Genomic DNA, 2,371 nt, shown 5'->3' with positions numbered 1-2,371 from the left:
CTTCCAAATCAGAGAGTTATTCCCGTGATACTGCACTCAGTTGGTGTGAGAGCAATGTTGCGAAGTATATCCGGTCAGCATATTTAAACGCTATTTACAGACTGGATGATGTTTATAAATCAGGGAAGGTTCTGGGCTCACACCTTACGGTTTATGCATATCCGTCAGAACAGTTTTCAGAGTGCATTCAAGCATATCTGAGTGAGATAACTTCTGATGGAACCTATACCGTAAATCATCTGGCAAACATCAGGCATGCTGTAACACAATTCTGCTGTTTTGCACAGTATAACGGTGCGAACGACATGAGAGATATTGGGTATGACATGCTTGACATGTATGATCAGTTCCTGAAGGAGTCATCTAAGGCTTATTATAATAAAGAGGGACTCGTTTGTGGTTTCCTTGGATACATGGCAGACAAGGGACTGTGTAGGAAAGGATACCCGATATATATGCATTATATCGAATCAGGAAAGTGTACGTCTTTATCAGATTTGTCGCCCTGTTCACAGGAAACAGTAACCGGATACCGTAAAAAGGGCAATAACTTTTCTGCTGATAGATTTTATAAATCGATTGATGATTTTACAGAGAAGCTGAAAGCCGCCAGCTACAGCAAGACCATGACTGACTCTGCGCACTACCATCTTACCTTGCTGTATCTTTTTCTCGATAAAGAGAATATCGGGTATGACAGGACTGTTGTGGAAGCCTGGTTTGGTGATGTGGGCGAACACCTTTTCGGGAAGGGATTTTGTATGGCACGGCGGACCTATGAAATGTACGACGACTATATCAGGGAAGGGGATATCCTCCCACTGCATCGGTGGAAGCACAAGAATAATAGATATGATGATCTTCCTGCATGGTGCAAGGAGATGCTTGCACCATTTATTGCTGCCAAAGAAAAGGAAGGCTGGGAAAAGAACACTATAAAAATGTACAGTACCTGCAGTACAGTTTTCTGCAGTTTCCTTGTATCATCAGGGATCACATCTTTCGCTGAAATATCCCCACAGGTTATCAAGGAGTTTAATCTTTGTGATAACGGGCATAAAACCCCGGAGGCTAAGAATGCATACAACAGCCATATAAGGAAGTTCCTCATTTTTCTTGAGATAAACGGCATTATTCCTATGGGAATACACCATGCCCTGCCGAACAGGGCTGCAGGAGGTGAAAAGATCATTGATGTACTTTCAACTGAAGATATAGATGCAATTGAGTCGTACTGCAAAAATGCTGTGAATCCCCTGGAACTGAGGGATGCTGCAATCCTCAAGATAGCACTGAACACCGGGTTCCGTTCGTGCGACATCGTGGGAATACGGTTATCTGACATTGATTGGAAAAACAGGACGATCCGTATTATGCAGCAAAAGACGAGGGTGGCGCATTTTCACCCGATGGACGCGAGGACCGGTAATGCCATATACAGGTATATAAAAGATGCCAGGCGCAGGAATACCGGCAGCGACATGTTATTCCTGAAAACGAAGGCACCATATGATCCAGTCGGTTGTTCAGCCTGCAGAAATGCTATGGAACGGGCTGGAGCATCGACCGGCAGAATCCACCTTGCAAGAAAGACATTTGGGTCATCCACACTTAATAGTGGTGCAACCATTGTTGAAACTGCTGAAATGCTTGGGCATTCGGATTGCTCAAATGTACATAAATATACGTCACTGGATGCTGAAAGAATGCGCCTGTGTCCACTATCTCTGGCAGAAACAGGTCTGTCAATTGGAAGGAGGTACAGGCATGTCTGAGGAAATCATTTATACAAGCAGTATTGCTGAGTGGATAACAGGATTTATACAGGAGAAGAAGTCACTGGGATATAAGTATTTTAACGAATCCAAGTGGATGCGCATGTTTGATAACTATTGGGAGGAGCATGGATATGATGCAGCGGGACTAACACAGGAAACCCTTTCAGGCTGGGTAAAGAAAAGAGACACGGAAGGTGAAAAGTGCTGTGCTACAAGGGTATGTGTCATAAGACAGTTTGCGAAGTATCTGAATGGTCTTGGGATACCGAGTTACTGTCCTCCGATAGAAGTACACTACCAGAAGGCGGTAATACATCTGTTCACGTCTGATGAAATTTCTGAGTTTTTTGATCAGGTGGACAGCTATTCACCCAGGAGGAGCAGTGCCAACACCCGACGCATGGGAAATGAGTACCCCGTATTGTTCCGGCTTATTTATCTGAACGGGCTGCGTGCATCTGAAGCCTGCCTCTTGCTGCAGGAAAACATTGATCTTGACGCCGGGACGGTCATCATTCTTGATGGCAAGGGGAACAGAGACCGCCTGATCTATCTTTCTGATGACATGGTGGAACTCTGCCGGGATTATATGG

The 2,371-nt window shown here is 44.7% G+C and carries 2 protein-coding genes; both read left to right on the top strand.

All coding sequences use genetic code 11. The features are described 5' to 3' along the window. A partial coding sequence (locus ACTNEW_RS16160; protein WP_441062825.1) for a tyrosine-type recombinase/integrase occupies positions 1-1,775 on the top strand: 1,775 nt, incomplete at its 5' end. After that, a partial coding sequence (locus tag ACTNEW_RS16155; RefSeq protein ID WP_441062823.1) for a tyrosine-type recombinase/integrase occupies positions 1,768-2,371 on the top strand: 604 nt, incomplete at its 3' end. The genes ACTNEW_RS16160 and ACTNEW_RS16155, both read left to right, overlap by 8 nt.

The sequence above is a fragment of the Blautia sp. HCP3S3_G3 genome, from assembly GCF_052063365.1.
Taxonomy (GTDB): Bacteria; Bacillota; Clostridia; order Lachnospirales; family Lachnospiraceae; genus Blautia_A.
This window is presented reverse-complemented; position numbering and strand designations above follow the sequence as displayed.